Source organism: Lysobacter sp. TAB13 (assembly GCF_052113885.1).
In the GTDB taxonomy this organism is placed as follows: domain Bacteria; phylum Pseudomonadota; class Gammaproteobacteria; order Xanthomonadales; family Xanthomonadaceae; genus Lysobacter; species Lysobacter gummosus.
The window spans coordinates 1-432 of record NZ_JBFRDR010000231.1 but is presented as its reverse complement, the minus strand read 5'-3'; the positions used below and the strand labels follow the sequence as shown (position 1 = coordinate 432).

Below are 432 nucleotides of genomic sequence, written 5' to 3'. Positions count from 1 at the left end.
GCCATCTCCAGCGGGTTCTCGATCGGGCCGTGCACCTGCTCCTCGATCGTGCGCGCCCGCCCGTCCCAGAAAAAGGCTGCGCCCCAGGCGAGATTCCACAGATGCGGCGTATGCCGGACCAGCGGCACCCGCGCCACGCCCTTCCAGATCGCCACGCCATCGGTGAAGCCGAGCGCGGGGTCATGGCAGGTCGCGCAGGAGACCGTGCCGTTCGAGGACAGGGTCGGATCGCCGAACAGGCGCCGCCCGAGTTCAAGCTTGGCGGGGGTGAGCGGGTTCGAGGCAGGGAACGGCACGGCACTGGGACGCCGATAGCTCGCACGCGCAGCCGTCAGCCCTGCGTCCGTTGCGGACTGGGCGGGCTCCACCGCCTGCGAGCCACCGATCAGCGCGAGCGCGGCAGTGGTCGCGCCGGCGAGAAAGGCGTTCAAC

The 432-nt window shown here is 70.8% G+C and carries 1 protein-coding gene; it reads right to left on the bottom strand.

The window, feature by feature from the left end; translation table 11 throughout:
- A partial coding sequence (locus AB4Y92_RS25955) for a cytochrome-c peroxidase (protein ID WP_441822238.1) occupies positions 1–432 on the bottom strand: 432 nt, incomplete at both ends.